9 protein-coding genes and 3 rRNA genes are annotated in these 18,514 nt (G+C 62.4%); 5 read left to right on the top strand and 7 right to left on the bottom strand.

Going from position 1 to position 18,514, the window contains the following annotated elements:
- Window positions 1-498: 498 nt before the first annotated feature.
- Complete coding sequence (locus AC10V3_RS10620; RefSeq protein WP_022535210.1) at window positions 499-1,086, top strand: helix-turn-helix transcriptional regulator; 588 nt, start codon at window positions 499-501, stop codon at window positions 1,084-1,086.
- A 103-nt stretch (window positions 1,087-1,189) separates the two neighbouring features.
- Here AC10V3_RS10620 and AC10V3_RS10615 read toward each other — a convergent pair whose 3' ends face one another.
- A complete protein-coding gene (locus AC10V3_RS10615; RefSeq protein WP_454751978.1) occupies window positions 1,190-1,345 on the bottom strand; it encodes a hypothetical protein in 156 nt (51 codons plus the stop codon).
- Window positions 1,346-1,436: 91 nt separating this feature from the next.
- Here AC10V3_RS10615 and AC10V3_RS10610 point away from each other — a divergent pair, with 91 nt between their 5' ends.
- Window positions 1,437-1,907, top strand: coding sequence for an aldehyde dehydrogenase family protein (locus AC10V3_RS10610; protein WP_022535208.1), 471 nt, complete (start codon window positions 1,437-1,439; stop codon window positions 1,905-1,907).
- A 35-nt stretch (window positions 1,908-1,942) separates the two neighbouring features.
- On the opposite strand, the gene AC10V3_RS10605 is transcribed toward AC10V3_RS10610, so the two are convergent.
- Window positions 1,943-4,393, bottom strand: coding sequence for a spermine/spermidine synthase domain-containing protein (locus AC10V3_RS10605; protein ID WP_022535207.1), 2,451 nt, complete (start codon window positions 4,391-4,393; stop codon window positions 1,943-1,945).
- Window positions 4,394-4,428: 35 nt separating this feature from the next.
- Window positions 4,429-5,202, bottom strand: coding sequence for a protein-L-isoaspartate(D-aspartate) O-methyltransferase (locus AC10V3_RS10600; RefSeq protein WP_022535206.1), 774 nt, complete (start codon window positions 5,200-5,202; stop codon window positions 4,429-4,431).
- Window positions 5,203-5,741: 539 nt separating this feature from the next.
- Here AC10V3_RS10600 and AC10V3_RS10595 point away from each other — a divergent pair.
- The 3 genes from AC10V3_RS10595 (at window position 5,742) to rrf (ending at window position 10,725) form a co-directional block, all read left to right on the top strand.
- Window positions 5,742-7,273: ribosomal RNA gene (locus AC10V3_RS10595) — 16S ribosomal RNA — on the top strand.
- A gap of 331 nt (window positions 7,274-7,604) precedes the next feature.
- Window positions 7,605-10,483 (top strand): 23S ribosomal RNA (locus AC10V3_RS10590).
- 128 nt (window positions 10,484-10,611) lie between these two features.
- Window positions 10,612-10,725 (top strand): 5S ribosomal RNA (gene rrf / locus AC10V3_RS10585).
- The 16S, 23S and 5S rRNA genes sit together here, the layout of an rRNA operon.
- A gap of 121 nt (window positions 10,726-10,846) precedes the next feature.
- On the opposite strand, the gene AC10V3_RS10580 is transcribed toward rrf, so the two are convergent.
- The 4 genes from AC10V3_RS10580 to rpoD form a co-directional block, all read right to left on the bottom strand.
- Entirely contained in the window at window positions 10,847-13,675 is a 2,829-nt protein-coding gene (locus tag AC10V3_RS10580) for an Hsp70 family protein (RefSeq protein WP_349607190.1), read from the bottom strand.
- Window positions 13,650-15,497 (bottom strand): Hsp70 family protein, encoded by a 1,848-nt coding sequence (locus AC10V3_RS10575; protein WP_022535204.1) that lies wholly within the window; start codon window positions 15,495-15,497, stop codon window positions 13,650-13,652. The genes AC10V3_RS10580 and AC10V3_RS10575 overlap by 26 nt, the downstream gene beginning before the upstream one ends.
- On the bottom strand, window positions 15,494-16,075 hold the full coding sequence (locus AC10V3_RS10570; protein ID WP_022535203.1) for a DUF2760 domain-containing protein: 582 nt from the start codon (window positions 16,073-16,075) through the stop codon (window positions 15,494-15,496). Before AC10V3_RS10570 ends, AC10V3_RS10575 begins: the two co-directional genes overlap by 4 nt.
- Window positions 16,076-16,326: 251 nt before the next feature.
- Entirely contained in the window at window positions 16,327-18,294 is a 1,968-nt protein-coding gene (gene rpoD, locus AC10V3_RS10565; RefSeq protein WP_022535202.1) for an RNA polymerase sigma factor RpoD, read from the bottom strand.
- Between the last annotated feature and the right edge of the window lie 220 nt (window positions 18,295-18,514).

Below are 18,514 nucleotides of genomic sequence, written 5' to 3'. Positions count from 1 at the left end.
GCGTGCGTCGAAGGTGCTGGCCACTGGGTCTCGCGGCGGCGTTGCGCGGTCCCCGCTGACAGAGGCCGCACTGCCACCTCTGTCAGCGGGCCGGGCCGCTCCCCTTCCTGACCTCGACGACCCCTCCCTTGCAAGAGGCAGGCAATGTGGAGGCATTTCGATCATTTGCCCCAACTCGCGTTGGCTACGGATTTGGAAGCCCCGGGCGGGGCCTTTGTTGTGTGATCGAAGCAGCGGGCAAATGATGGCCAAGATCCTATCGAAATGGCGCAAAAGGTAATACCCTGCTAATCAGCAGGGTGCTCTTGAAGGCGCGCGGGCATTGGCGGCGACTGGGGATGGTTTTGCGGCGTTGCAAGCCGGAAACAGTGCTACCGATGCCATTGCTGTACATGCGCTGGAGAGTGGTCTAGTCTTCACTTTGCCCCGGTCGCGTTCGGTTGCATCCGGTCGACGTGTCCATTCAATTCACCAGCATCGGGATTTTCTCGGCCTGCCATGAGTATCGAGATCGGAAAAGACATCACTGAAGTCGCGGACCATTTGCTGGACGCCGTGTTCCTGGTCGATACGAGCGGCCGCATCCAGTATGTCAGCGCCGCCTGCGAAGGCATATTTGGCTATGTGCCGAGGGATATGACGGGCGAATTCATCATCGATCTGGTCATGGCGGCGGACCGGGACAGGACCATCATCGAGGCCAAGCAGGTCATGTCCGGGAAGAAGCGGGTCGGTTTTGAAAACCGCTATCGCCACAAGGACGGCAGCGCCGTCCATATCATGTGGTCGGCCGGATGGCTCCAGTCGGAGCGGCTGCGCGTCGGGGTGGCGCGCGATATCACGGCGCTGAGGAAAAAAAGCGTGCTTGACCTCGGGCTGGCGCTGTCTTCCGTTCCGTTGGCGCCCCACGAGCAGAAAGTCTTGCGGCTGCTGTTGACCGACGCCTCGGAAAAGCAGATTGCCCAGCGGCTCGGCCTGGCCGTTTCCACGACCCATTCTTATGTGACCGGCATCTTCCGGAAGTTCGGCGTCAGGGGCCGTGCCGGGCTAATGAGCCTGTGGCTGGAAAACCTGACCAGGGATTAGCCGTAGTAGCGAGGGCCCGACCATAGACTTGCGATGCGCTTCCCGGGGTCCGCGACGGGGCACGCTAGCCGCGGCCCGGTCCGGCGCCGCGGCATTGTCTGGTCTAGTCCAGGGCTTTCCCCTTCGTTTCCGGCATGAAGGCATACACCAGGAACCCCACCGCGCAGACCGCGGCGACATAGACCCAGCTGTACTCCGACAATCCCGCCTTCGACATCGAGGTCATGATGTACGGCAACGTGCCACCGAACAATGTCACCGAGATAGCATAGGCAGCGCCACGCCGGTCGCGCGCACCTCCGAGGGGAACTGCTCGGCCATGACGCGGCGAAGTCATCAACTATGGCCCGATGACGACCCGGGCCCAGTTTGAGAAGGTCCAGGAAAGCTTCGACTCGGCCCGCCGTGTCGGGCTCGTACCGGCCATTGGGGGGCGTGTGGCACAGGGCCCGGAGATGGGGAAGGGCTGGTTCATCGAACCGACCGTCTACCTGGGCGTGAGCCATGACATGGAGATCGCGCGCGAGGAGATCTTCGGGCCGGTGCTTTGTGTCATCAAGTTCGAGGACGAGGCGGACGCCATCCGCATCGCCAACGACTCCGACTATGGGCTGGCGGCCGGCATCTGGAGCCGCGATATCGGTCGTGTCCATCGCGTCGCCGGCGCGCTGGAGGCCGGTCGCATTGTCGTGAACGAGTACAGCGGCGGTTTTGTGCAAACGCCATGCGGCGGCTTCAAGCAAAGCGGCTACGGGCGCGAGCAGGGCGTGGAGGCGCTCGCGCACTACACGCAGCTGAAATCCGTGATCATTCGCCTGTAGCGTCATTGGGATGGCGCCTCACCTCGGCCCGCGATTCATGGGCAGGCAAGCGCGGCGGCAGCGTACAGGAGCAGGGCCACCAGTACCACCGCGGTGAATCCGACATGGATCGCGACCAGCGTGGCAAGCACCGCCGCCACCACCGAGGCGCAGGCGTTGATGCCCCATGCCCAGGGCACCAGCGTTTCGTCGTGGGCTGCCACACGCGCCAGACCGAGCGGGAACGGCATTCCCATCAGGAACGCCAGCGGGGCGATCAGCAGCACCGAGATGGCAATCCTGGCCGGATCCGGTAACGCGATCAGGAGCCGGAAGACCGTCGGCAGCGCCACAAGGTAGACCAGCGAGGCCACGCAGATGCCGCTGACGGCCAGCGCCGCCTGCCGCCTGCCGCGGTGATCGCCGCCGCGGGCAGGCATGCGCTGGGAATACCGGCTCCCCAATCCCGCAAAGCAGAGAAAGGCGCACAGCACAACCGCGACCGCATAGAGCGGGTGGCTCAGGAACAGGATGAATTTCTGGATGAAGGCGATCTCCACGAACATGAAGCCAAGGCCGACCGCCAGGAAGTAGAAGCCGAATCGCCATTCGGGCGGCTGGTGCACCGCTGCGCCATTGCCGCCAGGCCCCCTGGCGGGCTGCGGGCCAGGGCGGCGCCGCAGGATCCGGAGCGGGACCACGATCAGCAGCAATGCCGCGGCGGTGGCTTGCAGCAGCGTTGCCACCAGCACCGGATAGCCCCATTCCAGCAAGGGCAGGCCGCCCTGCGCCTTCAGCGACAGCAGTTCAGGCAGCGTGCGCCATTTGAAGAAATGGAAGAAGTACGGCCTGTCATCGGTAGCTGGCCGCACGTCGAATTTATAGCGGGACAGGAACTGGTCGCGATTGGGGCCGAGCAAGGCCTGTGTGGCGTCGTAGAAGTAGGGCTTGTCCAGCACGTTGTAGCGATTCGCCTGATCGGGCTGGATGCCGGGATAGTATTCGACGTCGAACGAGCGCGTGCGGCAGAAGTCGCGCAGGGCGGCAAGGTCCGCCGCATCGAACTCCCCGTTCTTGACGACCAGCGTGGCCGTCTTCCAGCCACGGACCAGCGCCAGCCGCCGCGACGGCTCCGGCACGCCCGCGCCTTCCATGGCCGCCACGGCGGTAGCGAGCAGTTTGGGCATGTCACGGGGTGGCAGCGTGACCCAGCGCGTGATCGCCAGCAGGCCGCCGGGCCGAAGATGGCGCAGGTAGCCCTGGAAGGCTTCCACGGTGTAGAGATAGCTCTCGGAGAGCGCATACAGTCCCGCCGACGAAGTGCTGAAGGAATCCAGCAGGGCCACCTGGATGAGGTCGTAGCGTTCCGTGCTGGCCGCCAGGAATCCGCGCGCCTCGCCGGCAAAGACACGCACGCCGGGCGCACTGTACGGCTTGCCGGAGAACGCAGCGAAGCGGCCCTGCACCAGTTCGATCACCTGCGGATTCAGCTCCACGGCATCGACCGCGCTGGCCCGGTGATAGATTGCCTGCAAGACGTCCGCCCCCGCACCGCTGCCCAGGACCAGCACCTTGGGGCCTCGCAGGAGGTGATAGGGCAGGGCAGAGGTGAGGTCGCCCAGGTAGGCAAGCGGTTCACGCCGGCCGTCATAGCGGCTGAGCGCGCTGAGCCCGTCGCCATCGGTAAACACGGCCAGTTGCGGCGGAGGCTCCAGGCTTGCATTGAGGCTCAGCCCGGGCGCGTGCCGCAACGGGATCGAGGGGCTCTCCACCACCGTGACCAAGCCGAGGGGACTCGACCGTTCCGCCACCACGCGCGCGTTGCCGATGCGCAGGGTCTGGCTCAGCTCCTTGTACTCGGACGGCCGCAGCGCAATCCAGTCGCCTGGCACGCCGGCCGGCACGATTGCCACCGACAGCAGCAGCGCCGGCAGCCAGGGCCGATGCCAGCGGCATTCAACGCTTGCCAGTGCGGCCGCCGCCATGCCCGCCGTGCTGACCAGCCGCAGTGCATCGACCGGGCTCAGCACGAACAGCGCCACGATGATGCCCAGGCAGCCCAGCCCGGCGCCAAGGATGTCGAAGCTGTAGATGCGGTGAACCTGCTCGTTGAAGCGGGAAAAACACAGGCAGACACTCGTGGCGGCGCAAAAGAACGGCACGAACAGCAGCAGGTAGAGCAGCAGCAAGCGCAGCGGCTGTGACGACTCCCACAGGATTTCCAAAGGATTGAACGCTACGTGCTGGGCGAGCGCGAAGCAGGCCATCGCGCCAACGCCGAACAGCAGGGCGCCGCCAGCGAAAGCCGGCATGAAATGGCGGATCAGCGTTCGCTGCGCCAGTGCCACCAGCGCACCCGCCGCCCCGTAGCCCAGCAGCGCCACGCTGATCATCATGTAAGCGAAGTGATGCCACTGGATGATGGAGAGCAGCCGCATCAGCAGGATTTCATAGCCAAGCGCGGCGGCAGAGAGCAAGGCCAGGGCGAGTAGTGGCGGTCGTGGCATGGCGCAGGCTGGCACGGCCGATGTGCCGCGATGCCTTAATGCTTGCCAACCAGCGGCACGAACCTGACCGGCAGGATCTGCCTGGTGGAAACGCTGCCGTCCCCGGACTTCTCGACCAGCAGCAAATACTGCGTCAGGAACTGCGCGCCCACCGGGATCACCATCCGGCCGCCCGGCTTCAGTTGCCGGATCAGCGGTGGCGGCACATGGCTGGCCGCCGCGGTGACGATGATGGCGTCATAGGGCGCGTGCTCGTCCCAGCCGTAGTAGCCGTCGCCCACCTTGCACGCTACCTGCCGGTAGGCCAGCCGCTTCAGGCGGTCGCAGGCCTGCCGCCCCAGCGGTTCGATGATCTCGATCGTGTACACCGCGCGCGCCAGCCCCGCCAGCACCGCCGCCTGATAGCCCGAGCCGGTGCCGATCTCGAGCACGGCGTCGCCAGGCTTGACCATCATCAGGTCTGTCATCAGGGCAACGATATAGGGCTGCGAAATCGTCTGGCCATGGCCGATGGGCAGCGGCCGGTTCTCATAGGCGTACAACTTCTGCTGGTCCGGCACAAACTCGTGGCGAGGCACTTGCCCCATCACCGCCATCACGCGCGGGTCGAGCGCATGCCTGCCGCTCTGGGCCCCGGCGGCTGCAGCGACCACGGCGATCTCCTTGACCATCTCGGCGCGCTGTGGGGCCAGGGCGTCGGCGGCGGCAGCGGTCGAGCAGAGCCAGGCAAGGGCCAGGCTGGCGATCGGGATAAGGAGAAGGGGTGCTGACTGCGTCACGGGTGGGGCAGGCCAAGTGCTTACCGTCATCGTAGGTCACGAAAGCACCCCACGTAACACGCCGACTCCGCCCATTCGATTCCCGCGGCAAGGCCTTGCGCACCTAAGTGACAAAAGAGGCTCTTGCAAGCCCGTTCAGAAAAAAACTTGCAAGTCCGGCATCAAGGCATTAGTATTCGCCCCCTCCCGCCGCACAAGCAGAGCTGCAAGTCAGGTGGGGGAAAATGGTTGCAGGGATTTACTTGGGTAAGCAGCCCTTACCGAAGAAAAAGAAGTTTCTCGAAAACAGTTGCTTTATCGCAGAAAACTCTTTAAGATCTCTCTTCTTCGCTGCTGACAAAGCAGCGACGCGACAAGCAAAGCGAATCGCGACAGGCTCTTTAACAAACAAACACCGATAAGTGTGGGCGCTTGATAACGGATGCGGAAGACTTCGGTCTTTTAGCTTGCAAGTTATAAAGTGCTCGCACAGCAAAACGTGACTGGATCTTCGGATCTGGTCAGTCAGTTTTCTGAGAGTGAGCGACCGCTCGAAAGAGCGAGGGCCCGCGAGGGTCCACACAGAGATTGAACTGAAGAGTTTGATCCTGGCTCAGATTGAACGCTGGCGGCATGCCTTACACATGCAAGTCGAACGGCAGCACGGGCTTCGGCCTGGTGGCGAGTGGCGAACGGGTGAGTAATACATCGGAACGTGCCCTGTAGTGGGGGATAACTAGTCGAAAGATTAGCTAATACCGCATACGACCTGAGGGTGAAAGCGGGGGACCGCAAGGCCTCGCGCTACAGGAGCGGCCGATGTCTGATTAGCTAGTTGGTGGGGTAAGAGCCTACCAAGGCGACGATCAGTAGCTGGTCTGAGAGGACGATCAGCCACACTGGGACTGAGACACGGCCCAGACTCCTACGGGAGGCAGCAGTGGGGAATTTTGGACAATGGGGGCAACCCTGATCCAGCAATGCCGCGTGTGTGAAGAAGGCCTTCGGGTTGTAAAGCACTTTTGTCCGGAAAGAAATGGCCTGGGATAATACCCCGGGTCGATGACGGTACCGGAAGAATAAGCACCGGCTAACTACGTGCCAGCAGCCGCGGTAATACGTAGGGTGCGAGCGTTAATCGGAATTACTGGGCGTAAAGCGTGCGCAGGCGGTTTTGTAAGACAGGCGTGAAATCCCCGAGCTTAACTTGGGAATGGCGCTTGTGACTGCAAGGCTAGAGTATGTCAGAGGGGGGTAGAATTCCACGTGTAGCAGTGAAATGCGTAGAGATGTGGAGGAATACCGATGGCGAAGGCAGCCCCCTGGGACGTCACTGACGCTCATGCACGAAAGCGTGGGGAGCAAACAGGATTAGATACCCTGGTAGTCCACGCCCTAAACGATGTCAACTAGTTGTTGGGGATTCATTTCTTCAGTAACGTAGCTAACGCGTGAAGTTGACCGCCTGGGGAGTACGGTCGCAAGATTAAAACTCAAAGGAATTGACGGGGACCCGCACAAGCGGTGGATGATGTGGATTAATTCGATGCAACGCGAAAAACCTTACCTACCCTTGACATGCCACTAACGAAGCAGAGATGCATTAGGTGCCCGAAAGGGAAAGTGGACACAGGTGCTGCATGGCTGTCGTCAGCTCGTGTCGTGAGATGTTGGGTTAAGTCCCGCAACGAGCGCAACCCTTGTCTTTAGTTGCTACGCAAGAGCACTCTAGAGAGACTGCCGGTGACAAACCGGAGGAAGGTGGGGATGACGTCAAGTCCTCATGGCCCTTATGGGTAGGGCTTCACACGTCATACAATGGTGCGTACAGAGGGTTGCCAACCCGCGAGGGGGAGCCAATCCCAGAAAACGCATCGTAGTCCGGATCGTAGTCTGCAACTCGACTACGTGAAGCTGGAATCGCTAGTAATCGCGGATCAGCATGCCGCGGTGAATACGTTCCCGGGTCTTGTACACACCGCCCGTCACACCATGGGAGTGGGTTTTGCCAGAAGTAGTTAGCCTAACCGCAAGGAGGGCGATTACCACGGCAGGGTTCATGACTGGGGTGAAGTCGTAACAAGGTAGCCGTATCGGAAGGTGCGGCTGGATCACCTCCTTTCAGAGCGTGCATCCGAAGTTGAGCGTTCACACTTATCGGTAGTTTGTGGTTAAGGCCAGGCTGGTTGGCCAAATGGAAGCACTCGGCGAACGAGTGCTTCCATTTGGCATTGCCAAGCGATCTAACGATCGGCTGTTCTTTAACAATATGGGATGTAGTAAAGGTGTCGCGCGAGCGTTGATGAGACGCTGCAGTACCAACGCGATACCGGGTTGTGATTGTATCAACCAAAATGTATTTAAGTGATCGAAAGATGACTTGGAATACGGCACAAATGCGAGAACTCATCCTGTAGCGAGGTCTTCGAGCGATCGAGACACACTCGTTATAGGGTCAAGCGAACAAGTGCATGTGGTGGATGCCTTGGCGATCACAGGCGATGAAGGACGCGGTAGCCTGCGAAAAGCTTCGGGGAGCTGGCAAACAAGCTTTGATCCGGAGATGTCCGAATGGGGAAACCCGGCCCGTATGGGTCATCCCACACTGAATTCATAGGTGTGGGAAGCGAACGCGGCGAACTGAAACATCTAAGTAGCTGCAGGAACAGAAATCAACCGAGATTCCCAAAGTAGTGGCGAACGAAATGGGAACAGCCTTGTACTCTTTAGCAGCATTGTTAGCAGAACGGGATGGAAAGCCCGGCCCTAGCAGGTGATAGCCCTGTATGCGAAAACAGCGTTGTGGAACTAGGTGTACGACAAGTAGGGCGGGACACGTGAAATCCTGTCTGAAGATGGGGGGACCATCCTCCAAGGCTAAATACTCGTGATCGACCGATAGTGAACCAGTACCGTGAGGGAAAGGCGAAAAGAACCCCGGGAGGGGAGTGAAATAGATCCTGAAACCGCATGCATACAAACAGTCGGAGCCCTTTCGGGGGTGACGGCGTACCTTTTGTATAATGGGTCAGCGACTTACATTCAGTGGCAAGCTTAACCGATTAGGGAAGGCGTAGCGAAAGCGAGTCCGAACAGGGCGTTGAGTCGCTGGGTGTAGACCCGAAACCAGATGATCTATCCATGGCCAGGTTGAAGGTGCGGTAACACGTACTGGAGGACCGAACCCACTAACGTTGAAAAGTTAGGGGATGAGCTGTGGATAGGGGTGAAAGGCTAAACAAATCTGGAAATAGCTGGTTCTCTCCGAAAACTATTTAGGTAGTGCCTCGTGTGTCACCTTCGGGGGTAGAGCACTGTCATGGTTGGGGGGTCTATTGCTGATTACCCCGCCATAGCAAACTCCGAATACCGAAGAGTGCAATCACGGGAGACAGACATCGGGTGCTAACGTCCGGTGTCAAGAGGGAAACAACCCAGACCGCCAGCTAAGGTCCCCAAGATTGGCTAAGTGGGAAACGAAGTGGGAAGGCTAAAACAGTCAGGAGGTTGGCTTAGAAGCAGCCACCCTTTAAAGAAAGCGTAATAGCTCACTGATCGAGTCGTCCTGCGCGGAAGATGTAACGGGGCTAAGCCAGTCACCGAAGCTGCGGACGCACGCAAGTGCGTGGTAGGAGAGCGTTCTGTAAGCCTGTGAAGGTGTCTTGTAAAGGATGCTGGAGGTATCAGAAGTGCGAATGCTGACATGAGTAGCGATAAAGGGGGTGAAAGGCCCCCTCGCCGTAAGCCCAAGGTTTCCTACGCAACGTTCATCGGCGTAGGGTGAGTCGGCCCCTAAGGCGAGGCAGAGATGCGTAGCTGATGGGAAGCAGGTTAATATTCCTGCACCGTCGTATGATGCGATGGGGGGACGGATCGCGGAAGGTTGTCCGGGTGTTGGAAGTCCCGGTCCCTGCATTGGAGAAGGCGCTCAGGCAAATCCGGGCGCGGAATTCAAGGATGCGGGGCGAGCGGCCTAGTGCTGCGAAGCAATTGGAAGTGGTTCCAAGAAAAGCCTCTAAGCTTCAGTCATACGAGACCGTACCGCAAACCGACACAGGTGGGCGAGATGAGTATTCTAAGGCGCTTGAGAGAACTCGGGAGAAGGAACTCGGCAAATTGGTACCGTAACTTCGGGATAAGGTACGCCCTGGTAGCTTGACTGGCCTGCGCCAGAAGGGTGACGGGGTTGCAATAAAATGGTGGCTGCGACTGTTTAATAAAAACACAGCACTCTGCAAACACGAAAGTGGACGTATAGGGTGTGACGCCTGCCCGGTGCCGGAAGATTAAATGATGGGGTGCAAGCTCTTGATTGAAGTCCCGGTAAACGGCGGCCGTAACTATAACGGTCCTAAGGTAGCGAAATTCCTTGTCGGGTAAGTTCCGACCTGCACGAATGGCGTAACGATGGCCACACTGTCTCCTCCCGAGACTCAGCGAAGTTGAAGTGTTTGTGATGATGCAATCTCCCCGCGGCTAGACGGAAAGACCCCATGAACCTTTACTGTAGCTTTGCATTGGACTTTGAACCGATCTGTGTAGGATAGGTGGGAGGCTTTGAAGCGTGGACGCTAGTTCACGTGGAGCCGTCCTTGAAATACCACCCTGGTTTGTTTGAGGTTCTAACCTTGGCCCGTGAATCCGGGTCGGGGACAGTGCATGGTAGGCAGTTTGACTGGGGCGGTCTCCTCCCAAAGTGTAACGGAGGAGTTCGAAGGTACGCTTGGTACGGTCGGACATCGTACCTAAAGTGCAATGGCAAAAGCGTGCTTAACTGCGAGACCGACAAGTCGAGCAGGTGCGAAAGCAGGACATAGTGATCCGGTGGTTCTGAATGGAAGGGCCATCGCTCAACGGATAAAAGGTACTCTGGGGATAACAGGCTGATACCGCCCAAGAGTTCATATCGACGGCGGTGTTTGGCACCTCGATGTCGGCTCATCTCATCCTGGGGCTGTAGCCGGTCCCAAGGGTATGGCTGTTCGCCATTTAAAGAGGTACGTGAGCTGGGTTTAAAACGTCGTGAGACAGTTTGGTCCCTATCTGCCGTGGGCGTTGGAATCTTGACGGGGGCTGCTCCTAGTACGAGAGGACCGGAGTGGACGTACCGCTGGTGTACCTGTTGTCTCGCCAGAGGCATCGCAGGGTAGCTATGTACGGAAGAGATAACCGCTGAAAGCATCTAAGCGGGAAACTCGCCTGAAGATGAGGATTCCCTGGAGGCTTGACCTCCTTGAAGGGTCGTTCGAGACCAGGACGTTGATAGGCTGGGTGTGGAAGCGCAGTAATGCGTTAAGCTAACCAGTACTAATTGCCCGTAAGGCTTGATCCTATAACCAGTGTGTTTTACCTGGTGTGTGTGATCGCGACTGTGCCGAAACAGTTGACACAAGACGCACAACCCCAACTACATCCCTATTCGCAGCGTTGGCCTCAACCCCAGCGTTGCAACCCCTTATGCCTGGTGACCATAGCGAGTTGGAACCACCCCTTCCCATCCCGAACAGGTCCGTGAAACGACTCCGCGCCGATGATAGTGCGGATTACCCGTGTGAAAGTAGGTCATCGCCAGGCTCTTATACCGCAAAACCCCTCGACAGCTGATGCTGCGAGGGGTTTTGTCTTTGGCGGTTCAATCCAGACGGGCCTGAGTCGCCAAGACTCAGAACGCCGCTGTCAGTAATCCGTTCTGGTTTTACACCGCGATCAGTTTGAGGCCGGCGGGCAGCGCCTCCCCAAATACCCGGCCTTCGTCGGCTGCATCGAGTTCCACGGCCTCGCGCACCATGGCGATCCAGCTCTGCGGCGCGTTGGCGGCTTCGAGCCGTCGCACGACAGCCGACCGAATCTCGTCAGGCAGGTCCCTGCTGCGATCGCCGGTCATGCGCGCGATCTGCACGGCGGCGAACGCGGCCGGCTCGACCTTTTTCCAGTCGAGCGCAAGAATCGTCTCCACCCATTGCGCGGCGATATCGGCTGGCACAACGCTGTGCGCGCTGCCATAGAATGGCCGGCGCGCCCCGATGCGGCCCACGGCCCACCAGCCCTGACTGTTCTCCGAAGGCTTGCGCAGACGTGCCAGCAGCCATTCGGCGAGCTCGATCTTGGATTCGGTGGTGATGCGCTCCAGGGAGCCGGCAAGGCGCACCATATCGGCATATCCAGACCTGGCGGGCCCGGCGGGCTTCTTGTAGCGGGTGCTGCCGGGTGGCTGCAGGTAGAAGGCCATCTCTTCCAGCAGGCGCAGTTGCGCGCTCTCGTCCAGGCCGCCTGCCGCGCGCCGCCACAGCGTCCACCACTCCGACCAGTTCTGGCTTTCGTTGACATACTGGATGCCCTGGTCGTACAGCGACCAGAGTTGCTCGACGCGCCATTCGTCGAGCGGGTAGCCGAATCCCGGGCGCACGCAATAGCCGGCCAGGTTCAGCCACAGGCGTTCATGGTCGGCAGTGCGGCGCCGCCGCTTCGAGCGCTCCCAGAATGCGCCGAACAGCTCGCGCAGCAGGGCGCTGTCCCACTGCTCGCGCGCGCCCAGCAGCTGCTCAAGTTGCGCACGCAGCCGCTTGACCTCCTTGGGACCGACGTCCTGCGAGCGGGCGCCAAAGGTGCGGTCGATCGCCTCGAGAGCTTGTCGCAGGGAAGGGTGTGCCGTATCCGTCGCGGGCGCCGCCGCCTGGGCGTCGTTGCCGCGCAGCTGGAATTCGAGGCGCCATCGTTGCGAGGCATCCGCAATGTTGATGCAGTGGACCTCGAGCGTACCGACCTCGGTCAGCGAGGTGGTGATCTGCACCGGCGTTTCCCGGGGGCCGCTGGCGCCGCGCGGCTGCACCACGGTCGCGATCGGCGGCAGGCGAATGAAATCGCCCGTCGACAGATCGGTCAGTTGACCCGGTTGATAGGCCGTGTCGGCGACGGAGGAAACCAGGTGGAATTGCACCGGATGCCCGAGCCGCAAGGCGAAGGTACGATCGCTGAGGTGGATCTCGTGGCCTTCTTCAGTGCCCCGTGGCAGCAGGCAGATTCCTTGCTGCGCCGATGCGCCATCGTCGAGAACCAGAAAGTAGCTGCGCGGCGAGCCGCCGCCGATGCGCGGGGCCTGGCCGGTACGCGCCCGCGCATACGCCACCGCGCCGCGCGCAACGGCGACGTCGGGATCGTCGTTGTGCAGGACATGCAGCGGCGCTCCGCGCCACGTGCCTAGCGTGTCAGCGATGCGATCCGCCAGGGCTTCGGCCCGGAACACGCCGCCGTTGAGGAGCAGCGTGTCGGGCATCGGCAGGGAACCGGCCTGCGCCTGCTGTGCATCCAGCGCCGCTCGCGACTGCGCGGCGTGCTGGCCCAGGAAGGCCGCAACGTGCCGGGTAACGCCCGGGTCGGCCGCATACGGCAGGCCAAACTCGACAATGGCGCCCCGTGCGCGCCCCGGCCTCTCGCCGGACGGCACCTTGGGGAAGAAGCCGTCGACGACGAGCTGTTCAACCTCCTGCCGCGTCACTTCCACCGAGCGTGCGCCGCCGATCAGCCTGGAGCCCGCGCCCAGCAGCGTCACCGTGACCGAGTCCGGTGCCTGCGCGCTGAGCAGTTGTTCCTTGGCGGCGCGGCAGCGCGCGACGAGTTGGGACAGGCTGGCCGCCGACAGCCGCGCCTGTGCGGCGCCCCCTGGCCCGAGACGCGCTTCGACAAGATGCGCCAGTGCCAGATCCATGTTGTCGCCGCCGAGCATCAGGTGGTTGCCCACGCCGATGCGGGTCAGCTGCGGCTGCCCGTCCTGCATTTCCACCCGGATCAGGGTGAGGTCAGTGGTGCCGCCGCCCACGTCGCAGATCAGCACCAGGCGTGTTTGCGCCAGGTCCGCGTCCAGCGTCCGGCGATGATGGAACAGCCAGTCGTAGAGCGCGGCTTGCGGCTCTTCGAGCAGGCGCAGGGCGGGCAGCCCGGCCAGGCGCGCCGCCTCCAGCGTCAGCGCGCGCGCGCCTTCGTCAAAGGAGGCGGGCACGGTGAGCACCACGTCTTGCGCTTCGAGCGGCGCATCGGGAAACCGGTGGTTCCATGCCGCACACACGTAGCCCAGGTAGCTGGCGCTGGCGACGACTGGCGAGATCTTGTCGACCTCGTCGTGTCCGCCCCAGGGCAGGATGGCCGCGGTCCGGTCGACCGAAGCGTGCGACAGCCAGCTTTTTGCGCTGGCCACGAGCCTGCCGGGCACCTGCGCGCCGAGCGTGGCCGCAAGGCGGCCGAACACGGTCCGGCGCGCGGCGGCGCTGGCGGCGGATTGCCAGGGCAACTGCAGGTCATCGCCGCTGAGCTCGCCCGGCGCCGCGTGGTAACGCACCGAGGGCAGCAGGGGACGGGCTGCGACCTCACCCGGGCTGACCAGCTGATCGATATCGAAGACGCGGATATCGTCGGACCCGGCCTTTGCATAGGCGACCACCGTATTGCTGGTGCCGAGGTCGATGCCGACGACATATTGCTTCATCGTCGGCCGGGTCGCTGGTTCAGGCATCGGCGTTGCCGCGCACATCGAACTCGACCTTCCAGCGCTCGCCGTTGCCGCGGGGCACGGCCTCGAGTTCCAGCGTGCCGGCCTCGGTCACGCGCGCATGCAGCCTGACCGGTACCACTTCGCCTGCCGTTCGCCCTTCGGCTGGCAGGGTCGCCTGGATTTCCTCGAGCTCCTGCAATTCCTCCGGCCCCCAGAAATCGAGCAGGGTGCCGACCTGGTCCTGGCGGCGCACCGACGAGCCGAAGAAGCGGAAGTGCACGGGCTCGCCCACTACCAGGCCGAATTCCTGTGGCGGCAGCGCGGCCTCGGTCCCTTCCTCCATGCCGAACGGCGCCACACACAAGGCTTGTATCGGTGGCTCGAAGCCAGGCACGGCAGGCATCGACGACTCCACGGCAATATAGTAGGACCGCGCTGTGCCGCCACGAATCCGCACCCCCTGGCCGCGCCGAACGTAGCCGTAATAGGCGGCGCCGCGTGCCACCGCCAGGTCCAGCTCGGCGCCGTCAAGCAGGCGTGCCGGTGCGGCGCCTTCCGCGGCGAGCCAGCCATTGAGTGCCTGCAGGATGCGGTCCACCAGCAGGCCCGACTTGAACACGCCGCCATTGAAGAGGACTGCGGTCGGGTGGAGGAAGGTCGCGGCTTCCGGCTGCGTGCCTTGAAAGCCTTCAAGTTCGGCCAGCGCCGCCACCTGGCGGCCCAGGAACGCGGCCAGATGCCGCGTGATGGCCGCGTCCTGCGCATAGGGCAGGCCGAGCTGCGTCAGGCCGGCGCGTGCCCGGCTCACCGGACGGGCCGAGGCCTCCACTTGCGGGAAAAACCCTTCCAGGATGGTCTGGGTCAGTTCGGTGCGGGTCAGGTCCGTGCGGATCGAGCCGCCGATGAGCTTGGAGCCCCGGCTCGGCACAACCAGGGGCACGGTATCGGTCTCCGGGTCGGTGAGCAGCGTTTCCTTGGCCGCGCGGCAGGCATAGGTCAGCGCGCGCAGTTGCCACGGATCCGCCTGCGTGCCCTGGGCCGCCAGCTTGCGCGCCACCACGTGGGCAAGCGCCAGGTCCATGTTGTCGCCGCCGAGCAGGATATGGTCGCCCACGGCGACACGGTGCAGTTCAAGATTGCCTTCGCGTTCGATGACGGCGATCAGCGAAAGGTCGGTGGTGCCGCCCCCGACATCCACGACCAGAATGATGTCGCCGACCTTTACCTGCTTGCGCCAGTGGCCATCGCTTTTCTGGATCCAGCTGTATAGCGCGGCCTGGGGTTCCTCGAGCAGGGTCATGCGGGCATACCCGGCCGCGGCGGCCGCCTCGGCCGTCAGTTCCCGTGCAGCCGGGTCGAAGGAGGCGGGAATCGTCACGGTGACGTCCTGCTCGCCAAACGGCGCTTCGGGGTGGGCCTGGTCCCAGGCTTCACGCAGATGCGTGAGATAGCGCACGGAAGCCTCGAGCGGCGAAACGCGCGGGACTTCAGGCGGCGCGTCGTTGGGCAGGATCGGCGAGCGGCGGTCGACGCCGGGATGGCAAAGCCAGCTCTTCGCGCTCGACACCAGGCGGATCGGCGTGGCCGCGCCGCGGCTGCGCGCCAGCTCGCCCACCGCGAAGTCGCGCTCGGCGTTCCACGGCAGCCCAAGGTCGCCCGGGGCGAGTTCGCTGGCGTGCGGCAGGTACAGGAAGGAGGGCAGCAGGTCGAGATCTTCGATGGCCCCCGGCGCGGTCAACTGCGCGATGGGCAGGACGCGCTGGCTGGTCTTCTCGCCATCGCTGGCGGTCAGGTCCACATAGGAAACGGCGCTGTGGGTGGTACCCAGGTCAATGCCGATGGAATAACGTGCTTCGCTCATAGCTCTACCTCGGCGGGGGCAATCACGGTGGCGTCATGGCGTTCGGCCAGACGGGGCAGGCGGACTTCCTCGACCTTCCAGCCGCGGTGGCTGATGCTGCCATGGAACGGCGCGCTGCCTACCACGTTGCCGGTCAGGCGGATGGCGCTCGGGTCGAAGCCGTCGGCCAGCGTCACCCGGCTGCCCTCGCTTTCCTCGCGCACCGGCCGGATGGTGAAATGCTCGCGCAGCACTGCGCGGCAGCCATCGTGCACCAGGCGGGCGGCGGCACCGATCTCCGTGTCGGAATAGCCCGCGATGTCTTCCTCGACGAAGTCGACGAAACGTGCGTCGCGCTGGAGCAGTCCCAGCAGCTGCAGGGCCGCCACCGGGCTCGCTTCTTTCAGCGCGGGTGCGACAGCTTCCGCTACGGGGGCTGGGGCCGGTGCGGGTGCCGATACCGGTGCCGCCGGGGCAAATCCCTCGCCGTCACGGAGGCGCTTTACGCCGGCTGCGATTTCGCGGTTGCCCAGGATGGTGAAGAAGGTGCCCACGGCAAGCGAGACCCTGCCGAAAAAAGATAGGTTCGAGTCAGTCATGGAAGAGCTCCTGTGTGCATTGTTGCAGGACGAGCTGTCCCCTTGCTATGCCGGATAACAGATGGGGCCCGCAGGGCCATGCGATGCGGAATCCGGGGCGCAAACCGGGCGTCGGCCGCTTTGTTCCTGGCCGGTCGGGCCTGTCAGCTTCGGATTTTGCACTAACAAATGTGTCAGCCCGACAACTTGCGACTGGCTGGCACGAGCGCATGCCGAGGGCGGTCGCGCCCGGGGGGCGCGACCAGCAAGAATCAAGCGTCCCGCAGGTAGGTGATCAACTGATCCGCGCGGCTGGGATGCCGCAGCTTTTTCATCGCCTTGCTTTCGATCTGTCGAATCCGCTCCCGTGTGACATCGAACTGCTTGCCGACTTCTTCCAGCGTGTAGTCGGTAGACATATCGATGCCAAAGCGCATCCGCAGCACCTTGGCTTCACGGGGCGTGAGCTCATCGAGCATCTCGCGCACGACGGCACGCAGACCCGCCTGCAATGCGGCGTCGGCGGGGGTGGCCGTGTCCGAGTCGGCAATCATGTCGCCCAGGCTGGTATCGCCGTCCTCGCCAACCGGCGTTTCCATCGAAACCGGCTCTTTCGCAATCTTCATGATCGCGCGGACCTTCTCTTCCGGGATTTCCATGCGCTCGGCAAGCACGGCAGGATCGGCTTCCTTGCCGGTCTGCTGCATGATCTCGCGCGACAGGCGATTGAGCTTGTTGATCTGCTCGATCATATGCACCGGGACGCGGATGGTCCGGGCCTGATCGGCGATCGCCCGCGTGACAGCCTGGCGGACCCACCACGTCGCATAGGTGGAGAATTTCCAGCCGCGGCGATATTCGAACTTGTCCACCGCCTTCATCAGGCCGATGTTGCCTTCCTGGATAAGATCCAGGAACTGCATCCCGCGGTTGGTGTACTTCTTGGCAATCGAGATCACCAGCCGCAGGTTGGCCTGCGTCATCTCATGCTTGGCTTGCCGCATCTGCCGTTCGGCAGCCAGCATCTTGCGGTTGACCGTCTTCAGTTCGGGCAGCGGCAGTGCAGCCCGGGCCTGAATGTCGATCAGCTTTTGCTGATGCGCCTCGAGGTCTGGCAGAGCCCGCGCGACCGCCGCACTGTACGGACGGGATTGCGCGGCAAGATCCTTCCCCCAGTCGAGGTTGGTTTCATTGCCCGGGAAGCGGGCAACGACCTCCTCACGCTCCATTCCGCACCGCTCGACCAGCAGCTGAACCACCTGGCGCTCGACCGTGCGAACCTCGTCGACCATCGCCTGGACGCTGGCGCACAGGCGCTCGATGGTCTTCGCGGTGAAGCGAATCGTGCGCAATTCATCGCGCACCGCATCCCTTGCCGACACGAACGCTGCCGAACTCGTGCCATTTGCGGCTTCCTTGCGCATCAGCTCAAATTGCTCGGTAACGCGCGCAAACCGCTTCAAGCATTCGTCGCGAAGCTGGGCGAGGTCGGCTTCGGCGCTCTGCTGGGTCGACGCTTCGTCGGTGCTGTCTTCAGCGCCATCATCGTCCTCGTCGGAGCTATCGCCGCTGTCGTCCGTATCGTCAGCTCCCGCCGCCGCGGCTGGTTCGGGAATACTCTCGTCGCTCAAGCCATCGACCAGCTCGTCGATGCCGATTTCATTGCTGGCGACCCGGCCCGACAGCTCGAGAATCGTCTCGATGGTGGACGGGCAGGCCGAGATGGCATGGACCATATTGTTCAGGCCGTCTTCGATCCGCTTGGCGAGCTCGACTTCCTGCTTGCGCGTGAGCAGCGTTGCCGAGCTCATTTCGCGCATGTACATACGGACAGGGTCGGTAGTCCGGCCGAACTCGGAGTCCACGGTAGAAAGCGCTACCTCGGCCTCTTCATCGGCTTGTTCGTCGGAGGCCACCACCGCGCCATCGCTCAGGAGCAGCGTCTCGGCATCCGGCGTCTGCTCATAGATCTTCACGCCCATCTCGGCGAACGTGCTGATGATGCTCTCCATCGCAGCCGTGTCCGTGAAGTTCTCCGGCAGATGGTCGCTGATATCCGCGTGAGTCAGATACCCGCGCTGCCTGCCCAGCTGGATCAGGGCGCGCAATTGCTGACTGCGCTCGGTGGCCTCGGTCGAGGGATCAGGCTGCGCCGAGGCCCCTGCGCTAGTGTCGCCAGGGACCTTGACTGCTCCTGCATCGCCTGATTTGGCTGCCGTTCGTTGTGCGCCGCTTGTCATTTACAGCTATTTCCTTCTTGAATCGCGTTTCGACAGCAGTGCGCACGATTGCGTGCGCTATCCGACCTGCTGTCAAGGTCCGTGAGGGGTATCGGTGTGGCGCGGGGCCGAAATCGGGCACCGCAGCCATTTGAATCGGGGCGCGTATTTTACAGCCATTGCTGCCGATGCGCGCTTTCGTCGAGCCGCAATGAGGAATTACAGGTGATTAAAGAGTGGT

This window comes from Cupriavidus sp. PB-02 (assembly GCF_058252315.1).
Note: the sequence above shows the minus strand (reverse complement) of the source record. Positions and strands in the feature narration are given on the sequence as shown.

Excerpts from the sequence above, each read along its gene's own strand:
- AC10V3_RS10570 (WP_022535203.1), bottom strand. The coding sequence starts at position 16,075 with ATGACTGACTCGAACCTATCTTTTTTCGGCAGGGTCTCGCTTGCCGTG.
- rpoD (WP_022535202.1), bottom strand. The coding sequence starts at position 18,294 with ATGACAAGCGGCGCACAACGAACGGCAGCCAAATCAGGCGATGCAGGA.
- AC10V3_RS10600 (WP_022535206.1), bottom strand. The coding sequence starts at position 5,202 with ATGACGGTAAGCACTTGGCCTGCCCCACCCGTGACGCAGTCAGCACCC.
- AC10V3_RS10620 (WP_022535210.1), top strand. The coding sequence starts at position 499 with ATGAGTATCGAGATCGGAAAAGACATCACTGAAGTCGCGGACCATTTG.
- AC10V3_RS10580 (WP_349607190.1), bottom strand. The coding sequence starts at position 13,675 with ATGTGCGCGGCAACGCCGATGCCTGAACCAGCGACCCGGCCGACGATG.
- AC10V3_RS10610 (WP_022535208.1), top strand. The coding sequence starts at position 1,437 with ATGACGACCCGGGCCCAGTTTGAGAAGGTCCAGGAAAGCTTCGACTCG.
- AC10V3_RS10575 (WP_022535204.1), bottom strand. The coding sequence starts at position 15,497 with ATGAGCGAAGCACGTTATTCCATCGGCATTGACCTGGGTACCACCCAC.
- AC10V3_RS10605 (WP_022535207.1), bottom strand. The coding sequence starts at position 4,393 with ATGCCACGACCGCCACTACTCGCCCTGGCCTTGCTCTCTGCCGCCGCG.